This window comes from Amnibacterium setariae (assembly GCF_003581425.1).
Classification (GTDB): domain Bacteria; phylum Actinomycetota; class Actinomycetes; order Actinomycetales; family Microbacteriaceae; genus Amnibacterium; species Amnibacterium setariae.
The window spans coordinates 1,062,967-1,081,633 of sequence record NZ_QXTG01000002.1 but is presented as its reverse complement, the minus strand read 5'-3'; the positions used below and the strand labels follow the sequence as shown (position 1 = coordinate 1,081,633).

Genomic DNA, 18,667 nt, shown 5'->3' with positions numbered 1-18,667 from the left:
GTCGAGGTGCGAGCGCAGCGAGCCTCGAGACCGCCCCCGCAGCGGCGGGTGGAAGCATGGCGCCGTGGTGCAGAGCGTCGTCGAGACCGCCCGTCGGGTCGCGGAGGAGGTGCTGCTGCCGGACGCGGAGGCGGTCGACGCGGCGGACCGGGTGCCGGAGGCGCACCTGCGCGCGCTCGACGAGGCCGGGCTCACGGGGCTCGCCGCGGTTGGGCCGAGCCTGGACGACCGCGTCGACGTCGCCGCGGCGCTCGCGGGCGGCTGCCTCGCGACGGCGTTCGTGTGGCTGCAGCACCAGGGCGCGCTCGGCCCCGTCGCGACCGCCTCCGGCCCGGTCGCCGCGTTCGCGCCCGACCTCGCCACCGGGCGGCTCCGCGCGGGCGTCGTGATCACCGCCGTCCGCGGCCCGCAGCCCCTGCGGCTCAGCGGTCGGCCGGGAGCGCGGCGCCTCGACGGCAGCGCGCTCTGGGTCACGGGGTGGGGCGTCGCGCAGGTGCTCCGCGTCGCCGCGGTCGACGACGAGGGCGCGATCGCGACGGCGCTCGTCGACGTCGGCCCGGGCATGCGCGCGGACCTGGCGCCGCTCGTCGCGGCGAACGCCTCCGCGACCGTGACGCTCGCCTTCGACGGGGTGCCGGTGCCGGAGGACCGCCTGCTCGGCCGCGTGACGCCCGAGGAGTGGGCGGTCGCGGACGCCGCCGGGCTCGCCGGGAACGGCGCCCTCGCGCTCGGCGTCGCCGCCCGCGCCGCGACCTGGGCGGAGTCGGAGCCGCTGCTCGCGGAGGTCGCCGGGACGCGGGACGCCCTGCTCGCGGCCGACGTCGCCGGGCTGCCCGCCGCGCGCGCGGCCTGCTCGGCGCTCGCGGTCCGCGCGGCAGCGGCGCTGGCCGTGCACGATGGCGGACGCAGCGTCATCCGCGGCTCGCGCGCCGACCGCCTCCTCCGCGAGGCGCACTTCCTGCTCGGGTTCGGCATGCGCCCCGCCATCCGCGCCGCGCTGCAGGAGCGGCTCGGCGCCTGACCGCCGCCGGACCCGCCTCCCGGCGTGTCCGACCGACTCGCTACCCTCGAGCCGGGCGCGGGCCCGGCGGGCGGAGGGAGCGCGAGCGTGCACCTGAAGAGCCTGACGCTCAAGGGCTTCAAGTCCTTCGCCCAGCCCACGACCTTCGTCTTCGAGCCGGGCGTCACCTGCATCGTCGGCCCGAACGGCTCCGGCAAGTCGAACGTCGTCGACGCGCTCGCGTGGGTGATGGGGGAGCAGGGCGCGAAGAACCTCCGCGGCGGCTCGATGGCCGACGTGATCTTCGCTGGCACGGCCACCCGCGGGCCGCTCGGCCGCGCGGAGGTCGTGCTGACGATCGACAACGCGGACGGCGCGCTGCCGATCGAGTACAGCGAGGTCGCGATCAGCCGCACGCTGTTCCGCGACGGCCGTAGCGAGTACGCGATCAACGGCGACTCCGTCCGCCTGCTCGACGTGCAGGAGCTGCTCTCCGACTCCGGGCTCGGCCGCGAGATGCACGTCATCGTCGGTCAGGGGCAGCTCGACGCGGTGCTCCGCGCGACACCGGAGGAGCGCCGCGGCTTCATCGAGGAGGCCGCCGGGATCCTGAAGCACCGCCGCCGCCGCGAGCGCACGCTGCGCAAGCTCGACTCGATGCAGGCGAACCTGACCCGCCTGACGGACCTGAAGGACGAGCTGCAGCGCCAGCTCAAGCCGCTCGGGGCGCAGGCGGAGATCGCGCGCGAGGCGGGCGACATCCAGGCCGCGGTCCGCGACGCGCGGACCCGCCTCCTCGCCCACGACGCCGCCCGGCTCGCCGCCTCCGTCGCCGCGCTCACCGCCGAGCAGGAGGAGCTCGCGACCGCGCGGGACGTGGCCGCCGACGGCGAGCAGCGGCTCGAGGCCCGCGCCGCCGTGCTCGAGCGGGAGGCCGCCGACGACGGCCTCGACGGCCTGCGCCGCACCGCGATCGACCTGGAGGGCGTGCAGCAGCGCTTCCGCGTGCTCGCGCAGTCCGCAGCGACGCGGGTCGCGCTGCTCGCGCCGGAGGAGGCGCCAGCAGCCGCGGCGGGTCCGTCGAGCGTGGAGCGGGCGGATGCGGTCGCCCTCGTCGCGTCGCTCGAGGCCCGGGTCGGCGCCGTGCAGTCCGCCGCGGAGGCGGCGCAGGTCGACCTCGCCGCCGCGCAGGCGGCGCTCGACGAGGTCGACCGGCGCATCGCTGCCGACGCGGCCCGGGTCGCCGAGCACGACCGCGCCGTCGCCGCGCTCGAGCGGGACGCGGCCGCCGCGGGCTCGCGCGCCGCCGCTGCGGACGCGGAGGGGGAGCGGCGGGCCGGCGCCCTCGCGGCCGCGCGCACGCGAGCGGAGGCCGCTGCCGCCGCGCTCGCCGAGCTGCCCGAGCCGACCGCGGAGGGGCCGACCGGCGACGACGCCGCGGTGCACGAGGCGCTCGTGGCGGCGTCCGCGGAGGTCGACGCCGCCCGCTCAGCGCTGCACGCGCTCGAGCGCGAGCAGAGCGCGGTCGACGCCCGGCTCGCGGCGCTCACCGCGGCGACCGCGGCGCCGCCCTCCGTCGCCCAGGTGCTCGGCGCGCTGCCCGGCGCCCGGCGCCTCCAGGACCTGGTCGACATCGACCCCGCCTGGCGCACCGCGGTCGGCGCGGTGCTCGGGCCGCTGCTCGACGCCGCCGTGGTCGATGACCCCGCCGCCTCCGCACCGGCCGTCGCGCCGCTCGGGGCCGTCGACCTCGTCGCCGCAGCCGCCGTCGCGCCGGAGCAGCGGCCGACCGCCGGGACCCCCGCGATCGACGTCGTCCGCGCCCCGAGCGGCGTGCTCGCCCTCCTCCGCGGCGTCGTCCTCGTCCTCGACCTCCCTGCCGCGCGGGCCGCGGTCGAGGGCACCGAGCTGGTCGCCGCCACCGCGGCGGGGGAGCTCGTGACGGCCGCCCGCCTCCGCACCGCCGGCGCCGGCGCGTCGGGGCTCGAGCTCACCGCCGATCGCGACGCCGCGGCCGCCGCTGCGGAGGACCTCGCCGGCCGCGTCGCCGACGCACGGGACCGGCTCCGGACCGCGCGCAGCGCACAGCAGACCGCTCGCGCCGCCTCGGAGGCCGCGCAGCGGCGCGAGCGGGAGCGCACCGACGCCGCCCGGTCCGAGGAGCGCCGCCGCGCCGCCCTCGTCGCGGCAGCCGATGCGGCGACCGCCGAGGTGACCCGAGCGACCGCCCAGGCCGCGGAGGCGGCGGCGCGGCGGCAGGACGCCCTCGCCGCGCGCGACGCGGCGTCGGCAGCGCTCGAGACCGCCCGCGCCGCCGAGCGACCGGTCGTCGACGGCGGAGCGCGCGTCCCGCTCGCCGCCGCGGTCGACGCGGCCCGGGAGGCCGCCGTCGCGGCACGCCTCGAGGGCAGGACGCTGCAGGAGCGGCTGAACGCGGAGCGGGCGCGGGTGCGCTCCCTCGACGAGCGGGCCCGCGCCGCCGAAGCCGCCGCCGAGCGCGCCGCGCGCCGTGCGGCCGAGCGCGCGCTGCAGCGGGAGGCCGCTGAGGCCGTGCTGACCGAGGTGCCCGCCTGGCAGGCCTCCGTCGACGCCTCCCTCGTCGACGCGCGCAGCCGGCTGGCGCTCGCCGAGCGGGAGCGGGCGGCGATGAGCGCCGAGCTGCGGGAGGCCCGTGCCCGGCTCGCCGCCGCGCGCACCGACGTCGGCGAGCTCGACCGTCGGGCCCGCGACCTCGACATGCGGCTCTACGAGCAGCAGGTCTCCCTCCAGTCCGTGCGCGACAAGGGGATGGCCGACCTCGGGCTCGACGCCGACGCCCTCGCGGCGGCCGCGATCGACGGGCTCGACCGGCAGGAGGAGGAGCGGCGCCTCGCGACCGCCGAGCGGCGTCTCGCCCGCCTCGGCCGCGTCAACCCGCTCGCGCTCGAGGAGTTCGCGGCGCTCGAGCAGCGGCACGCGCACCTCGGCGAGCAGCTCGCCGACCTGCACCGCACGCGGGCCGACCTGCTGAAGATCGTCGAGGACCTCGACCGCCGGATGCACGACATCTTCAGCGCCGCCTACGCCGACACCGAGGCGGCCTTCGAGCGCATCTTCCCGGTGCTCTTCCCGGGCGGCAGCGGTCGGCTGAGCCTCACGGAGGGCGGGGAGGAGCCGGGCATCGACGTGGCCGTCCGACCCGCCGGGAAGAAGATCGAGCGCCTGTCGCTGCTCTCCGGCGGCGAGCGGTCGCTCGCAGCGGTCGCGTTCCTGCTCGCGATCTTCACCGCGCGGCCGAGCCCGTTCTACATCCTCGACGAGGTCGAGGCGGCGCTCGACGACGCGAACCTCGGCCGGCTGCTCGAGGTGATCTCGTCCCTCCGCGATGCGTCGCAGCTGATCCTCATCACCCACCAGAAGCGGACGATGGAGATCGCGGACGCGCTCTACGGCGTCTCGATGCGGCAGGACGGCGTCTCGAACGTCATCGGCCAGCGGCTCGCGGCGCGGTCCTGAGGGCGGCGGTTCCCACCGCGCCCGCCGTCGCGCGGGGCCGTTGCGGGGTGGCCCAGCGCTGCGACGGCGGCCGCGGCGAGCAGTCGTTCGAGCTGTTGCGGGAACTGACCTGGCGGTCGCTCCCACTCGGGTAGCGGCTGTACAGGAAATCTATTCCGATTCCCGATAACGCCATATCCCCTCTTGTGGTGCATTTCGAGAGTGATTCGGCCGGCCGAATCGCCTTCGAAATGGAGGAGCGGTCAGGCGCGGGCGAAGGCGTGCGCGCGCTCGACCTGGTCGCGGGAGAGGCGCACGCCGGTGTACCGCTCGAACTGCAGCGCGGCCTGCAGGGCGTGCACCTCCGCCCCCGAGATCACGGGCAGACCGGCCGCTCGAGCCGCACGGATCAACGGCGTCTCGACGGGCAGCGCGACGACGTCGAACACCGCGCGGGCGCCGCGGATCAGGTCCGGGTCGAACGCGAGCACGCCCTCCTCCCCGCCCGCCATGCCGAGCGGGGTGACGTTGACGAGCACGTCCGCGTCGTCCGGGTCGGCGTCGGTGAAGCGGTGGCCGTCGCGCTCCGCGATGGCGGCGCCGGCCGCCGCGTTCCGCGCCCAGAGGGTCACGTGGCCGAATCCCGCGCGGGCGAACGCCGCCGACACCGCCGAGGCCATCGACCCGCTGCCGCGGACCACGACGCGGCTCGCCCGGTCGAGGTCCCGCTCCGCGAGCAGCGCGGCGACCGCCTCCACGTCGGTGTTCGAGCCGGTGAGCACGCCCGCGTCGTTGACGATCGTGTTCACCGCGTCGATGTCCGCCGCAGACGCCTCGAGGCGGTCGAGCAGCGGGACGACCGCGGTCTTGAACGGCATCGACACGGAGCAGCCGCGGATGCCGAGCGCCCGCACGCCGCGGATCGCGCCCTCCAGGTCGCTCGTCGTGAACGCCTTGTAGACGAAGTCGAGCCCGAGCTCCCCGTAGAGCCGGTTGTGGAAGCGGGTGCCGAGGTTGCTCGGCCGCCCGGCGAGCGAGATGCAGACGGAGGTGTCCTTGTTCAGCACCGCTCAAGCATCGCGGTCGGCCTCGAAGGCCGCGACCACCGCGGCGACGTCGGAGCCGCCGCGGCCCCGGTCCGCGGCCGTGCCGTAGGCGGCGAGCAGCGCGTCGACGAGCACCGTCGGCACGCCCGCCGCCTCGTCCGCGTCCCGGATCAGGCCGAGGTCCTTGCGGAGGCCGTCGAGGGCGAACTGCGGGTCGTCGGTGCGGTCCTCGACGATCGCGCGGCCCTTCGTCTGCAGGTAGGGGCTGTCCGCGGCGCCGCCCGAGATCGTCTCGAGGAAGCGCGCCGGGTCGAGCCCGAACGCCCGCGTCTGCGCGATGCCGAAGGCGGTGCCGGCGGTGATCGTGGCGACCCACGAGTTCGCGACGAGCTTGAGAGCGCTCGCGGGTCCCGCCTCCTCGCCGAGCCACACGGTCTTCGCGCCGATCGCGTCGAGCACCGGCTGCACCGCGTCGCGCGTCGCCTCGGGGCCCGCGGCGAGCACGGTCAGCTTCCCGTCCTCCGCCGGCTGCTTGGTACCGACGACCGGGGCGTCGTAGAAGGGCACGCCGTGGGTCTTGGCGAGCTCGGCGAGGCGCGCGATCCCGTCGCGGCCGACCGTCGTGGTCTGCACCCAGACCGTGCCCGGCTCGAAGGCGGGCAGCGCCTGCTCCATCACCTCGGCGACCGAGTCCGCGTCGAAGAGCATCGTCACCACGACCTCGGCGCCGCGGAGCGCCTCCTCGAGGCTCTCCGCGACCGTCGCGCCGTCGTCGGCGAGCGAGGCCGCCTTCTCCGGGTGGCGGTTCCACACCGTGACGGGCAGCCCGGCGCGGAGGAGCGAGTGGGCCATCCCGACGCCCATGGTCCCGGTGCCGAGCAGGGCGGTCTTCGGGGTGTACGGCATGGCGGTCCTCTCCTCGAACGAGCGGGGCGACGGTAGCCCCGGCCGGATGGGTGCGGGCAGGGAGCGGGCAGCCCATAGCCTTGGCTCCCGTGGCGGGATTCGGTGCGCGGCTGCGGAACCTCTTCGGGACCGTGCGGACGATCGACGAGGACACCTGGGACGACCTCGAGGCGGCGATGATCGGCGCCGACTTCGGCCCCGACATCACCGAGTCGATGCTCGCCGACCTCCGCGAGAAGGTCGACCGGTACAGCACGACGGACTCGCGCGACCTGCAGCGGATGCTGCGGGAGGACGTGGAGGAGCGGCTCGCCGGCTTCGACCCGACGCTGAAGCTGACCGACCGGCCCGCCGTGGTGCTCATCGTCGGCGTGAACGGGGTCGGCAAGACGACGACGATCGGCAAGTTCGCGAAGTTCGTCGGCAACTACGGCCGCTCGGTCGTCGTCGGGGCGGCCGACACCTTCCGCGCCGCCGCGGTCGAGCAGGTCGCGACGTGGGCCGAGCGCGCCGGCGCCGCGGTCGTGCGGCCGCAGCACCCGGGCCAGGACCCCGCCTCCGTCGCGTACCAGACCGTCGAGTACGCTCAGCGGACCGGCACCGAGATCGTGCTGATCGACACCGCCGGCCGCCTCCACACCAAGGGCGGCCTGATGGACGAGCTCGGCAAGGTGAAGCGCGTCGTCGAGAAGCTCGCGCCGATCGCCGAGGTGCTGCTCGTGCTCGACGCGACGACGGGTCAGAACGGCGTGATGCAGGCGCAGGCCTTCATCGAGTCGGCGGGCGTGACCGGCCTCGTGATCACGAAGCTCGACGGCTCCGCGAAGGGCGGCTTCGTGCTCCGCGTGCAGGACGAGACCGGCATCCCGATCAAGCTGATCGGCCAGGGCGAGCGCATCCAGGACCTGACCGGCTTCACCCCGAACGTCTTCGCGCAGGGCCTCGTCGGCTGATTCGCGGATCCGCACTTCCTCCGCGGATCCGCAGTTCCTGCCCGACACGCCGCCGACCGAGCACTCGCGACCGGCGTGTCGCCCGAATTCTGCGGATCCGCGAACCGTCACCCGCGCCGGTAGGCGGCGGCGAGGTCCCGGTAGGTCCGCGCGTTCCGCCGGATCCGGTCGACCTCCTCGTCCGTGGTCTCCCGCCGCGGCTTCGCCGGCACGCCCGCGGCGAGCGTCCGGGCCGGCAGCCGCGTGCCCTCGAGCACGACCGCGCCGCCGGCGACGAGGGAGCCCGCGCCGATCTCGGCGCCGTTCAGCACGGTCGCGTTCATCCCGATGAGGCAGTCGTCGCCGATCGTGCAGCCGTGCACGACCGCGCCGTGGCCGACGCTCATCCCGGCGCCGAGCAGCGCGGGCGAGCCCGGGTCGCCGTGCACGACGACGTTGTCCTGCAGGTTGCTGCCGCGGCCGAGGACGATCCGGTCCCGGTCGGCGCGGAGCACGGCGCCGAACATGACGACGGCGTCCGCCTCCACGACCACGTCGCCGATCAGCGTCGCGGTCGGGGCGAGGTACGCGGAGGGGTGGACACGGGGCAGCACGCCCTCGAAGGGCAGGATCGTCGCCATCCGGCCAGCATGCCCCGCCGACCGCCGCAGCGGCCGGGTGACGGGGGACGGGTCAGCCGACCGCCTGCGCGAAGCCGAGCGTCGGGTCGGCGAGGTGCTGCAGACCCTCGGGCAGCGCGCGGCCCTTGGCGGCCATCGACTGCGCGTAGAGCCGGCCGGCGCGGTACGACGAACGCACCAGCGGCCCGGCGAGCACGCCGAGGAACCCGATCTCCTCCGCCGCGACCTTGAAGTCCTCGAACTCCGCGGGGGTGACCCAGCGTGCGACCGGCAGGTGCCGGGGCGTCGGGCGCAGGTACTGCGTCAGCGTGATGATGTCGGTGCCGGCCGAGTGGAGATCCTCCAGCGCCTGCAGCACCTCGTCGGCCGTCTCGCCCATGCCGAGGATCAGGTTCGACTTCGTGACGAGGCCCGCGTCGCGCGCCTGCGTCAGCACGCCGAGCGAGCGCTCGTACCGGAACGCCGGGCGGATGCGCTTGAAGATGCGCGGCACGGTCTCGACGTTGTGCGCGAACACCTCGGGGCGGGAGGAGAACACGTCGGCCAGCAGGTCCGGGTTGCCGGAGAAGTCGGTCGCGAGGATCTCGACGCCCGTGCCCGGGTTCTGCCGGTGGATCTCCCGCACGGTCTCGGCGTGCAGCCAGGCGCCCTCGTCGGGCAGGTCGTCGCGCGCGACGCCGGTCACGGTGGCGTAGCGGAGGCGCATCTGCGCGACCGACTCGGCGACGCGGCGCGGTTCGTCGCGGTCGTAGTCCGCGGGCTTGCCGGTGTCGATCTGGCAGAAGTCGCAGCGCCGCGTGCACTGCGAGCCGCCGATGAGGAAGGTGGCCTCGCGGTCCTCCCAGCACTCGGAGATGTTCGGGCAGCCGGCCTCCTGGCACACGGTGTGCAGGCCCTCGTCCTTGACGAGGTTCCGCAGCGCCTGGAACTCCGGGCCCTGCTTCAGAGTGGTGCGGATCCATTCGGGCTTGCGCTCGATCGGGGTCTCCGCGTTGCGGGCCTCGAGGCGCAGCATGCGGCGGTGGCCGGCCTGCGCGGCCTCCTGCTCGGGGCTGAGGCCGGTGGAGGGGAGTCGGACGACCTTGGGCGTCGCGAGGTCGGTCATGCGGCCACCTTCGTGCTGTCGGTGCGGTGCGCGAGGCCGAGGACGCCGTCGCGGAAGTGCTGGAGGACGATCGGCGCCGCGTCGGCGGGCGTGATCGTGCGGCCGGTCAGGGCCGAGAGGGTCGTGACGCCCGCGTCGCGGATGCCGCAGGCGACGATCCGGTCGTACGCCGTCAGCTCGTTGCTGCAGTTCAGGGCGAAGCCGTGCATGGTGACGCCCTGCTCGACCCGGAGGCCGATGGCGCCGATCTTGTCCCAGCCGCCGCCGTTCCGGACCCAGACGCCGCTGCGGCCCTCGACCCGCTCGCCGGTCACGCCGAAGCGGGCCGCGACGTCGATCATCATCGCCTCGAGGTCGCGGACGAACGCGACGACCTCGTGCCGGTCGGGCAGGCGGAGGATCGGGTAGCCGGTCAGCTGGCCCGGTCCGTGCCAGGTGATCTTGCCGCCGCGGTCGACGTCGACCACCGGGGTGCTGTCGACGGGGCGTTCGTCGGGCGCCGTCCGTTTGCCGGCCGTGTAGACCGCCTCGTGCTCGCACAGGATCAGGGAGTCGGGCCGCGTGCCGGCGACGACCTCCGCGTGGACCGAACGCTGCAGCGCCCAGCCCTCGTGGTAGTCGAGCAGGTCCGGCGCGAGGCGCGTGAACGCGACGTCGATCACGGTCGCAACCCTACGTCGGGTCGCGGACGCCTCCGGCAGGATGACGGAGGTGCGCATCGACGACCTCCGCCCGCCCGAGACCCCGACCGTCCGTGCGGCGCTCGACCTGGCCGCGCGCTACCTGACGCCGGCCCTCGCGGCGCACGGCGTCCGCAGCTGGTACTGGGCCGCGGGCTTCGCGGAGGTGCTCGGGCTGCGGCCCGACCGGGAGCTGCTCGCGGTCGCCGCGCTCCTGCACGACCTGGGCCTCGCGGAGGAGTTCGACGCGGTCCGGACGCCGTACGAGATCGCGGGCGGCCACGTCGCCGCGGTGCTCGGCGCGGGCGCGGACTGGACCCGGGATCAGCAGCAGCGCCTGGTCGAGGTGATCGAGCGGCACAACTGGCCCGAGGTCGACCCGGACCTCGACGTGGAGGGGCACCTCCTCGAGATCGCGACCGGGCTCGACATCTCCGGCGCCCGGCCCGACGCCCTGCCCCGCGAGTACCTGCTCGAGGTGTTGGAGGCCTACCCGCGCGGCGCGCTCGCCGCCGACTTCGGCGACCGCGTCGCCGAGCAGGCCGAGCGCAAGCCGACCTCGCACGCCGCGCGCCTGCTCGCCGGCGGGCTGCGCGACAAGCTCGCCCGCAACCCGCTCGAGCACCTCCGCTGATTCCGTTCTGAAGGAGATGTCGGCGCGAAAGCCCGAGAACTCCTTCAAAACGGATCAGGGCTGGGGGAGGAGGTGCTCGAGCCGCTCGACCGTCTCCGCGTCGAGCGGGCGCTCGAGCGCCTCGTGCACCGGATCCCAGTCGGCCTTCGCCCGCGGCGTCGCGATCGTCGAGGCCACCGGGTCGGTGGCGAGCAGCCAGGCGAGCGCCAGGCCCTCGAGCGACAGCTCGAGGTCGCGCGCCAGGTCCCGCAGCGCCACCAGTGCGTCGAGGGCGGGGTCGATCGGGGTGTCGCGCGGAGCGCCGAAGCGGATCGCCTCCGCCGCGCTCTCCTCGGCGGCGACGTGCCGCCCCGTCAGACGGCCCCCGCCGAGCGGCGCGCCCGCGAGCAGGACGACGCCCTCGCCCGCGGCGAGCGGGGCGAGGTCCTGGAGCGCGCCACGTTCGAGCAGGTTGAGGCGCACCCGGACGAAGGCGGGCCGAGGGAGCGCGGTGCGGTCGGCCTCGGCCAGCAGCCCCTCGAGCGCCCAGGCATCGACGTCGCCCGCGCCCCAGGCGCGGAGTCGCCCGCCCTCGATCGCGCCCGCGAGCGCCTGGAGGGTGTCCTCGAGCGGGGTCTCCGCGTCCGCGCCGCGCAGCCAGCCGAGGTCCACGCGGCCGAGCCGGCGGACGGCGGCGGCGACGTGCCCGTCGATCCGCGCGGGGGAGAGGTCCGCACCGCGCCCCTGCCCGACCACGGTGCCGAGGCCCGAGAGCACGACGACGCCCTCCGGCTGCCGCTCCTCGAGCCAGCGTCCGGCGGCCGACTCCGCGCCCCCCGTGCCGTCGGCGGCGTCGAGAGCGCGGATGCCCGCCTCCCAGCCCTCGTCGAGCAGGTCGACCGCCCGCGCGACCGGGGTCGGCAGCGGTGCGGAGCCCATGGTGAGGGCGGTCAGGTCGAGCCCGGCGACGGGAGTGGTGCGCATCCGAGCGACGGTAGCGGGGGCGGGTGCGGTCTCGAGGCTCGCTGCGCTCGCACCTCGACCAGCGGGGGCTCGGCGGCGTCGGTGGCCGCCGTTCGACTGCGCCCGTGGACCTCGCCTCGCTCTCGGACCGGCTCGAACGGATCTCGGCGGGGTACGCCGTCCGGGAGGGCTTCACGCGGGACGACGACTGGTTCGTCCTCAAGCTCGTCGAGGAGCTGGGAGAGCTGACGCAGGTGCAGCTCGCGCGCACCGGCCGCGGCAAGGACCGCGGACGGGACGCGGAGGAGGTCGAGCGCCGTCTGACCGAGGAGGTCGCGGACGTGCTCGGCCATGTCCTCCTCCTCGCCCGGCGCCACGGCGTCGACGTCGAGGCGGCGATGGACGCCAAGTGGCTGCAGTGGGAGCGCCTGTACCCGCCGGGACCGGACGCGCCGGCGCTGCCCTGAGCGGATCCCGGAGGCGTCGCCGGTGCGGCCGCGGCAGGATCGCGCCATGCGGATCCTCGTCCTCGGCGGCACGGCCTGGCTCGGCGGCACGATCGCGGCGGAGGCGCTCGCACGCGGCCACGAGGTGGCGTGCCTCGCCCGCGGCGAGTCCGGCGACGTCCCGGAGGGCGCGCGCCTGATCCGCGCGAACCGCGACCGGCCCGACGCGTACGCCGCGGCCGAGGGTCGGTGGGACGCGGTGGTCGACGTCGCCCGCCACCCCGGCCACGTCCGCGGCGCGGTCGCCGCGCTCGACGCCGAGCGGTACCTGTTCGTCTCGACCGGCAACGTGTACGCGGACACGACCACCCGCCACGGCGACGAGTCCCTCCCGCTCCTGCCGCCGCTCGAGGCCGACCGGATGGCGTCGATGGAGGACTACGGGTCGGCGAAGGTCGCCTGCGAAGCGGCGGTGCTCGCCGGCTTCTGCGACCGCGCGATGATCGCCCGCGCCGGGCTGATCGGCGGCCCGGGCGACGGTTCCGGCCGCTCCGGGTACTGGCCGTGGCGCTTCGCCCACCCCGTCGGTGACGCGGTGGTGGTGCCGGACGCGCCGCAGCGGTCGACCGAGCTGATCGACGTGCGCGACCTCGCCGCGTGGCTCGTGCGCTGCGCCGAGGACGGGACGGGCGGGGTGTTCGACGCGGTCGGCCCCGAGGTGCCGCTCGCGGAGCACCTCGCGGCCGCGCACCGGGCGGCGCGCTCCACGGCCGAGGTCGCCGCGGCGCCGGAGGCGTGGCTGGCCGAGCAGGGTGTCGCCGAGTGGGCGGGCCCGCGCAGCCTCCCGCTCTGGCTCGCGGACCCGGACTGGCAGGGCTTCACCGCGCGCAGCGGCGCGAAGGCGAGGGCGGCGGGCCTGACCCACCGCCCGCTCGACGAGACCCTGCGGGACGTGCTGGCGTGGGAGGAGACGCAGGCGGAGCACCCGCACGGCGCCGGGCTGACCGACGACGAGGAGCGCGGCCTCCTCCGCCTCCTTGCGGGCCGACCCGCCTAGTCGGCCGCGCGAGCGGCGGCGAGGAGGGCGCGCAGGTCTTCGGCCCCGCCGGCACCGGCGGCGCGCAGCAGCCGGGCGATCCCGGGGTGCGCGGGGTCGAGCAGCGCGGCGGCCGCTCGGTGCTCCTCGGGCGCGCCGGCGAGGGCGAACAGCCGCTGCACCGCCTCGACGGGGTCCGGCTCGGCCGGCGCGGTGGCGGTGAAGACGTCGGCGGCCCGGTTCGCCTCGACCCGCTCGATCGCGCCTTCGCGGGCGAGGCGCCCGGCCTCGACCTCGAGCACGGCGGCGTGCAGCGCCTGCAGGCGCTGCACCGAGACCGGGTTGCCGAACCGGACGCGCCGCCCGTTCGCGAGCTGTGACAGCATCGGGGCGGAGACGCCGAGCAGGTCGGCGAGCCGGCCCTGCGTCACGCCGAGCGCGTCGCTGTAGCGCCGCAGCAGGTCGCCGACGGGCAGGCCGTAGAGCCGCGCCTGGGCCTCACGGTTGCGCGCGATGTCGTCGTCGTCCGTCATCTCGTCCTCCCGGTCCGAGTCTGCCAGGAATGTTTGCGATCGTGAACACGCTGTGATTTGCTATCGGAAACTTCTGGAGGAGGGGACATGCACCGCTTCACTGCACCCGCCCTGGTCGGCGTCGCGCTGCTGCTCGCCGGCGGCGCCGTCGCGCGGCCGGCATCGGCGGCACCCGCCGAGGACCCGGGGAGCATGATGCTCGTCCTCGACGCCTCAGGCTCGATGGCGGAGCGCCTGCCCGAGGGCGGCACGAAGATCGCCGCCGCGAAGGAGGCGCTGCACGACGTCGTCGACGGCCTGCCCGACGCGCAGCGGGTCGGGATGCGCACCTTCGGCGCGACGCAGTCGAAGGCGTCGGGGCGCGCCTGCACCGACTCGCAGCGCATCGCCGACCTCGGCACCGGCAACCGCCCGGCGCTCGACGCGGCCGTGGACCGCGTGAAGCCCTTCGGCGAGACGCCGATCGGCTACGCGCTCCAGCAGGCCGGGAAGGACCTCGGCGCCACCGGGCAGCGCACCATCGTGCTGGTCTCCGACGGGGAGCCGACCTGCGCGCCCGACCCGTGCCCGGTCGCCGCGTCCCTCGCGAAGGACGGGATCTCGCTCCGCATCGACGTCGTGGGGCTCGACGTGTCGGGCAAGGCGCGCGACGCCCTGCAGTGCATCGCGGACAAGGGGCAGGGCGAGTACTACGACGCGGACAGCGCCGACGACCTGTCGAACGCGCTCGACACGACAGCGACCCGCGCCGCCCAGCCCTTCCGCGAGACGGGCACGCCCGTGCGCGGCACCGTCGCGCAGCAGGGATCGCCGCTGCTCGGCAACGGCGACTGGCTGGACACGCTCGGCAGCAGCACGGGGGACCGGAAGACGCTCTACTACCGGGTGCGCCGGACCGTGGAGGGCTCCACGCTGCACGTCTCCGTCGACTCCCGCGCCCGGGTGAGCGGTGACGTGATCGACCTGGTGGTCCTCGGTCCCGAGGGCTACTCGTGCGGTCAGCGGTCCGGTCTCAACGTCGGGACGGGCTTCACCCCGCTCATCACGGCGTCGCTCGCCATCCCGAGCTCGCTGGACCAGTCCCAGCAGCGGTGCCTCAAGGCCGGCGACTACGTCGTGCAGGTGACGCACGGCGCGCAGGGCCAGTCCTCGCTCGGCGCGGCGATCGACGTCCCGCTCGAGCTGCGGGTGCGGGAGGAGGCACCGGTCCGCGACGTCGGGTCGCTGCCGGAGACCGCCTCCACCCCCGCGTTCACGGCCCTCGACCTGTCGGAGCAGGCGAAGCAGGTGGTCGGCGGGTCCTCCCTCGCCGCGGCGACCCCGATCGACCCCGGTGCGATCTCCGGCACGATCGTGCCCGGCGAGCTGCAGGCGTTCTCCGTCGACGTGGACTGGGGCCAGTCGCTCGCCGCCCAGGTGCGACCGACCATCTCCGCAGGGCTCGGCAGCCGCCTGGGCTCGGGTCGGCCCCCGGTGCTCGCCGTCTCGATCCTCTCGCCGTCCCGCGCGGACGCGCAGGGGAACGTCGCCTACGCCGGCGACCCCGGCTCCCGCCGCTCCAACACGGCGCTGTACGCCGGATCGGAGGGCGTGAGCGTCTACCAGTACACGAACGCGGTCGCCTACCGGAACCGCTTCCAGATCGAGAGCACGGCGCGCGCCGCCAGCGAGGCCGGACGGTACCTGGTGCTCGTGTCCCTCCTCACGCCGGGTGGGGACGACCGCGACTACGCGGTGCCCTTCACGATGAGCACCGCGGTCCGCGGTTCCGCCGCCGGATCGCCCGCGTACGCGGTCGCCGCATCCCGGGACGGCACCGTCGGGACGGCGACCTCGGCGCCCTCGAGCGCGCCGTCGGCATCCCGCTCGGGGCCGGCCGCGGACGGCTCGCGGAGCCGGGCCGCCGCTCCCGACGCGTTCGAGCCCGTCCGACGTGTCGTCGGGGTCGCGGCGATCGCGCTCGGCGTCCTCGCGCTGGCGGGCGGGATCGTCGCCCTGATCCTGTTCCGGCTGCGCCGTCGGGCCGGGTGAGCCGACCTACCGCAGCAGGAGGACCGCGCCGCCGATCAGGCTCACGGCGCCGACCAGCAGCAGCACGACGGCGAGCGGCAGCCAGCCGGTGCCGCGGCGGCGCGGCACCGGCCGCATCGCCGGCGGCAGCGGCTCGGTGTCCGGCCCCGGCTCCTGGAGGATGCGCGTCGCGGCCGGCCTCGTGGGCGCCGGGCGCGTCGCGGCCTGCACGGCCGCCGGCTCCGGCTCCGGCTCCGGTCGGGCCTCGGATGCAGGTGCCGGGACCGGGACCGGCGTCCCCGCGTCGTCGAGGGGGACGGGGCCGTCCGGCGCCCAGCCGTCCGGCAGCTCGGGCACGTGGTCGAACACCTCGACCGGGTCCCCGCCCCGCTCGGGCCCGGGGGCGGCGGTCAGTCCGGCGACGGTGCGGCGCGCCCCTCCTGCCGTGGGCCGCCGTCCGGGGTCGTCCTCCGTCATCGCGGCGACGAGCGCGGCGAGCGGATGGTCCCCGAGTCCCGACGCGCCGGCGCCGGGCCGGCGACCCGTCACCAGCTCCGCCGCCAGCACCCCGACCGCGTAGACGTCCTGAGCGGGGTCGGGGTCCGCGCCGCGCAGCACCTCCGGCGCGGCGTAGCCCCGCGTGCCGACCGCCTCGCCGATCCGCGTCAAGCGGGGGTCGTCCACGTGGGCGGCGATGCCGAAGTCGGACAGCCGCAGCCGCGGCCGGTCGGACCCCGGCGGCTCCAGCAGGAGGTTCGACGGCTTGACGTCCCGGTGCACGAGGCCGGCCGCGTGCACCGCGGTCAGGGCGGCGAGCAGCTGGTCGAGGAGGTCGAGCACGAGCCCGAGCGGCAGCGCCCCGAAGTCGCGGACGAGGTCCGCGACCGTGCCGCCGCGCACCAGCGGCATCGTGAACAGCACCCGGTCGTCCTCCGCGGCCCACCCGGTGGGCGTGACCACGTGGTCGTGCTCGACCCGCCACGAGGACTCGCGGATGAACCGGAGGAGGGAGGTGCTGTCCGAGCGGCTCAGCAGCTTCGCGGCGGCGTACTCCCGCCGCTTCGCGTCCCAGACGCGCCACACCGTGCCCATGCCGCCGGAGCCCAGCAGGTCGACGAAGGCGTAGCGCCCCGCGAAGAGCTCCGTCACGCGCTCATGATCCCGCATCCGCCGCGCCCGGGCTGCGGCGCCGCCGGTAGAATCCTGGACCCATGGCCACCTTCGGATCCCTGTCGGATCGACTCACCGCCGCGCTCGCCAACCTGCGCAGCAAGGGCGTGCTCACGGCGAGCGACGTCGACGGCACGGTCCGCGAGATCCGCCGGGCGCTGCTCGACGCCGACGTGAACCTCGACGTGGTGAAGCAGTTCACCGCGAACGTGCGCGAACGCGCCCTCGGCGCCGACATCAACAAGGCCCTCAACCCGGCCCAGCAGGTCGTGCAGATCGTCAACGACGAGCTCATCGGCATCCTCGGCGGGGAGCAGCGGCGGCTCGAGTTCGCCAAGCAGCCCCCGACCGTGATCATGCTCGCGGGCCTCCAGGGCGCCGGCAAGACGACGCTCGCGGGCAAGCTCGCGAAGTGGCTCGAGAACGACGGCCACACCCCGCTGCTCGTCGCGGCCGACCTCCAGCGCCCGAATGCGGTGCAGCAGCTGCAGGTCGTCGGCGAGCAGGCCGGCGCGACCGTCTTCGCGCCGGAGCCCGGCAACGGCGTCGGCGACCCGGTCCGCGTCGCGAAGGACGCCGTCCGCTTCGCCCGCGACAAGCAGCACGACGTCGTCATCATCGACACGGCCGGTCGCCTCGGCGTCGACCAGGAGCTGATGAAGCAGGCCGCGAACATCCGGAAGGCGACGGACCCGGACGAGGTCCTGTTCGTCATCGACGCGATGATCGGTCAGGACGCGGTCGCGACGGCGAAGGCCTTCCAGGAGGGCGTCGACTTCACCGGCGTCGTCCTGACGAAGCTCGACGGCGACGCCCGCGGCGGCGCGGCGCTGTCGGTCGCTTCCGTCACGGGCCGGCCGATCGTCTTCGCGTCGACGGGCGAGAAGCTCGAGGACTTCGAGCCGTTCCACCCCGATCGCATGGCGAGCCGCATCCTCGACCTCGGCGACATCCTCACGCTCATCGAGCAGGCGCAGGCCACGTTCGACGAGCAGGAGGCGATGGAGCTCGCGGAGAAGATCGCGACCTCCCAGTTCACGCTCGACGACTTCCTCAAGCAGATGCAGCAGCTGCGCAACCGCGGCGGCCTGATGAAGATGATCGGCATGCTGCCGGGCGCCCGGCAGATGCGGGAGCAGCTCGACCAGTTCGACGAGCGCGAGATCGTCCGGACCGAGGCGATCATCCAGTCGATGACGCCCGCCGAGCGGCAGAACCCGAAGCTGCTGAATGGCTCCCGCCGCCTCCGCATCGCCCGCGGTTCGGGCATGACCGTGACGGACGTGAACCAGCTCGTCCAGCGGTTCGACCAGGCCGCGAAGATGATGAAGACCGTCGCGCGCGGCGGCGTCCCGCAGATCCCGGGCATGGGCCCCGTGGGCTACGGCGGCGGCGGCCGCAAGCAGGTGCAGCAGAAGAAGAAGGGCTCGAAGTCGGGCAACCCCGCGAAGCGCGCCGCGGAGAACGCGGCGCTCGCCGAGGGGCGCTCGCTCAAGCCGCAGAGCGCCGGGGGAGCGGGGTTCGGCCTCGGTGGCGGCGCGGCGGCCGGCGGCGACGGCCAGCCGAGCGCGGAGGACCTGGAGAAGCTCCAGAAGCTCCTCGGCCGCTGAGCCGCTCTCACCCTCACTTTGCTCACGCTTCTGGACGCCGAGTCGCCGACTCGGCGTCCAGAAGCGTGAGCAAAGTCACACAGGAGGGGCTCCGTAGGGTCGGGCCGATGGAACTCCCCGCGCCGGTCCTCGACCTCCTCCGCTCCGCGAGCATCTGCTACCTCGCCACGACGATGCCCGACGGGTCGCCGCAGGTGACGCAGGTGTGGGTCGACACCGACGGCGAGGACGTCCTGATCAACACGGTCGAGGGGCACCAGAAGCTGCGCAACGTGCGGCGCGACCCGCGCGTGGCCCTCACGCTGTCCGACCCGGCGCGTCCGACCGACTACGTGCAGATCCGCGGCGAGGTCCGCGAGGTCACGACCGACGGCGCCCGCGAGCACATCGACGAGCTGTCGCAGAAGTACCTGGGCAAGCCGTACCCGCAGTTCGGCGGCGGCGGGCAGCGCGTGCTGCTCCGCATCGCCCCGCGCCGCGTCTCGAGCCCGCGCGGCTGATC

Annotated in this window: 17 protein-coding genes; 9 read left to right on the top strand and 8 right to left on the bottom strand. The window is 75.4% G+C overall.

Going from position 1 to position 18,667, the window contains the following annotated elements; genetic code table 11:
* Positions 1 to 64 precede the first annotated feature (64 nt).
* Positions 65 to 1,021: an acyl-CoA dehydrogenase family protein gene (locus tag D1781_RS13170; RefSeq protein ID WP_119482693.1), complete on the top strand. Its 957-nt coding sequence runs from the start codon at positions 65 to 67 to the stop codon at positions 1,019 to 1,021.
* Positions 1,022 to 1,108: 87 nt separating this feature from the next.
* Entirely contained in the window at positions 1,109 to 4,495 is a 3,387-nt protein-coding gene (gene smc / locus D1781_RS13165; protein WP_119482692.1) for a chromosome segregation protein SMC, read from the top strand.
* A gap of 242 nt (positions 4,496 to 4,737) precedes the next feature.
* Here smc and D1781_RS13160 read toward each other — a convergent pair whose 3' ends face one another.
* Together D1781_RS13160 and D1781_RS13155 are read right to left on the bottom strand one after the other, a co-directional pair.
* The gene (locus D1781_RS13160; protein WP_119482691.1) at positions 4,738 to 5,541 is read right to left on the bottom strand and encodes a shikimate 5-dehydrogenase; all 804 of its coding nucleotides are present in this window, start codon (positions 5,539 to 5,541) and stop codon (positions 4,738 to 4,740) included.
* Between the two features lie 3 nt (positions 5,542 to 5,544).
* Entirely contained in the window at positions 5,545 to 6,426 is an 882-nt protein-coding gene (locus tag D1781_RS13155; RefSeq protein ID WP_119482690.1) for an NAD(P)-dependent oxidoreductase, read from the bottom strand.
* 89 nt (positions 6,427 to 6,515) lie between these two features.
* Here D1781_RS13155 and ftsY point away from each other — a divergent pair, with 89 nt between their 5' ends.
* Positions 6,516 to 7,379: a signal recognition particle-docking protein FtsY gene (gene ftsY, locus D1781_RS13150; RefSeq protein ID WP_233551333.1), complete on the top strand. Its 864-nt coding sequence runs from the start codon at positions 6,516 to 6,518 to the stop codon at positions 7,377 to 7,379.
* Between the two features lie 107 nt (positions 7,380 to 7,486).
* Here ftsY and D1781_RS13145 read toward each other — a convergent pair whose 3' ends face one another.
* Genes D1781_RS13145 through lipB form a run of 3 tightly spaced genes read right to left on the bottom strand, consistent with a single transcriptional unit; the run spans position 7,487 to position 9,823 of the window.
* Complete coding sequence (locus tag D1781_RS13145; protein ID WP_119482688.1) at positions 7,487 to 7,999, bottom strand: gamma carbonic anhydrase family protein; 513 nt, start codon at positions 7,997 to 7,999, stop codon at positions 7,487 to 7,489.
* A 52-nt stretch (positions 8,000 to 8,051) separates the two neighbouring features.
* On the bottom strand, positions 8,052 to 9,104 hold the full coding sequence (lipA, locus tag D1781_RS13140; protein WP_199706595.1) for a lipoyl synthase: 1,053 nt from the start codon (positions 9,102 to 9,104) through the stop codon (positions 8,052 to 8,054).
* Positions 9,101 to 9,823, bottom strand: coding sequence for a lipoyl(octanoyl) transferase LipB (gene lipB / locus D1781_RS13135; protein WP_199706593.1), 723 nt, complete (start codon positions 9,821 to 9,823; stop codon positions 9,101 to 9,103). Before lipB ends, lipA begins: the two co-directional genes overlap by 4 nt.
* Here lipB and D1781_RS13130 point away from each other — a divergent pair.
* On the top strand, positions 9,816 to 10,418 hold the full coding sequence (locus D1781_RS13130) for an HD domain-containing protein (protein ID WP_119483301.1): 603 nt from the start codon (positions 9,816 to 9,818) through the stop codon (positions 10,416 to 10,418). The two genes, lipB and D1781_RS13130, sit on opposite strands and share 8 nt — an antisense overlap.
* 54 nt (positions 10,419 to 10,472) lie before the next feature.
* On the opposite strand, the gene D1781_RS13125 is transcribed toward D1781_RS13130, so the two are convergent.
* On the bottom strand, positions 10,473 to 11,381 hold the full coding sequence (locus tag D1781_RS13125; RefSeq protein ID WP_119482686.1) for an aldo/keto reductase: 909 nt from the start codon (positions 11,379 to 11,381) through the stop codon (positions 10,473 to 10,475).
* Positions 11,382 to 11,485: 104 nt separating this feature from the next.
* On the opposite strand from D1781_RS13125, the gene D1781_RS13120 reads away from it, so the two are divergent.
* Positions 11,486 to 11,827, top strand: coding sequence for a nucleoside triphosphate pyrophosphohydrolase family protein (locus tag D1781_RS13120; RefSeq protein ID WP_119482685.1), 342 nt, complete (start codon positions 11,486 to 11,488; stop codon positions 11,825 to 11,827).
* Positions 11,828 to 11,873: 46 nt separating this feature from the next.
* The gene (locus D1781_RS13115; protein WP_119482684.1) at positions 11,874 to 12,863 is read left to right on the top strand and encodes an NAD-dependent epimerase/dehydratase family protein; all 990 of its coding nucleotides are present in this window, start codon (positions 11,874 to 11,876) and stop codon (positions 12,861 to 12,863) included.
* Here the strand turns inward: D1781_RS13115 and D1781_RS13110 are convergent.
* On the bottom strand, positions 12,860 to 13,375 hold the full coding sequence (locus tag D1781_RS13110; protein ID WP_119482683.1) for a helix-turn-helix domain-containing protein: 516 nt from the start codon (positions 13,373 to 13,375) through the stop codon (positions 12,860 to 12,862). The two genes, D1781_RS13115 and D1781_RS13110, sit on opposite strands and share 4 nt — an antisense overlap.
* A gap of 87 nt (positions 13,376 to 13,462) precedes the next feature.
* Here D1781_RS13110 and D1781_RS13105 point away from each other — a divergent pair, with 87 nt between their 5' ends.
* On the top strand, positions 13,463 to 15,406 hold the full coding sequence (locus D1781_RS13105) for a vWA domain-containing protein (protein WP_119482682.1): 1,944 nt from the start codon (positions 13,463 to 13,465) through the stop codon (positions 15,404 to 15,406).
* Between the two features lie 6 nt (positions 15,407 to 15,412).
* Here D1781_RS13105 and D1781_RS13100 read toward each other — a convergent pair whose 3' ends face one another.
* Entirely contained in the window at positions 15,413 to 16,534 is a 1,122-nt protein-coding gene (locus tag D1781_RS13100; RefSeq protein WP_119482681.1) for a serine/threonine-protein kinase, read from the bottom strand.
* Positions 16,535 to 16,596: 62 nt separating this feature from the next.
* Between D1781_RS13100 and ffh the strand changes: the two genes are divergently transcribed.
* Positions 16,597 to 18,165, top strand: coding sequence for a signal recognition particle protein (gene ffh / locus D1781_RS13095; RefSeq protein WP_119482680.1), 1,569 nt, complete (start codon positions 16,597 to 16,599; stop codon positions 18,163 to 18,165).
* Between the two features lie 107 nt (positions 18,166 to 18,272).
* Positions 18,273 to 18,665 (top strand): PPOX class F420-dependent oxidoreductase, encoded by a 393-nt coding sequence (locus D1781_RS13090; protein ID WP_119482679.1) that lies wholly within the window; start codon positions 18,273 to 18,275, stop codon positions 18,663 to 18,665.
* Positions 18,666 to 18,667: the final 2 nt, after the last annotated feature.